Source organism: Acidovorax sp. KNOB132 (assembly GCF_057541515.1).
In genome coordinates this window covers 1-673 of record NZ_BAAJYT010000632.1, presented here as the reverse complement: position 1 = coordinate 673, position 673 = coordinate 1, and the positions used below count along the sequence as shown (strand labels likewise).

General features: G+C 75.8%; 1 pseudogene. It reads right to left on the bottom strand.

Going from position 1 to position 673, the window contains the following annotated elements:
• Positions 1–153: 153 nt before the first annotated feature.
• A pseudogene (locus AC27IO_RS25120) lies at positions 154–673 on the bottom strand (hypothetical protein); the annotation flags it as partial.

Sequence of the window (673 nt, the reverse complement as noted above, 5' to 3'; positions counted from 1 at the left end):
GGCGCCCGCGCCCCCGGCCCGCCATGCGCCGCTGGGCCACGGTGGCATGGCCGGCGATGCCTTCGAGCGCGGTGGGCGCGGGGGTGAAGCGCAGGTCCAGATCGCCCTGCTTGGCCGTGAACTCGCACAGCTCGCGCACAGCCACGGTGTACATCAGGCGGCGCCCTCGCAGGGGTCCGGCGCCGGGCCCCGGGCCGCCTCCCGCGAAAGGTCGGCATCCTCCAGGCCGGCCAGCCCCTCGCCCAGCAGCCCCTGCGCCGGCTCGCCCTCGCTGCGCAGCGGCGTGGCCTTGCACAGCGCCATCCAGACGGCGAACGGCAGGCTGCAGCCCGCGTGGCGGGCGGGGCGCAGCAGCTCGAACCGGCCGTGGTCGATCTCGCCGTGCAGCACCCACACGCCGAACGGCTCGGGAATCTCCTCGGGCGCGGCCACGCCGGCCGGGAACACGTAGTAGCACTCCTCGCACAGCCACTGGTAGGCCTGCCGCTTGGCGCCGTGCCGCAGGTCGGACAGCAGGTCGGCGCGGCTGGCCTTCACCTCGTGCACCATGGGCTGCAGGTAGGCGGGCACGGTGGTGTTGCGCACCGAGAACAGATCGGGCCGCGCCATGCGCCACACCTGGGGCGGCGGCGCGGGCCGGGGGGCGCATCGGCCTCGTCGTCGGCCCAGAGCC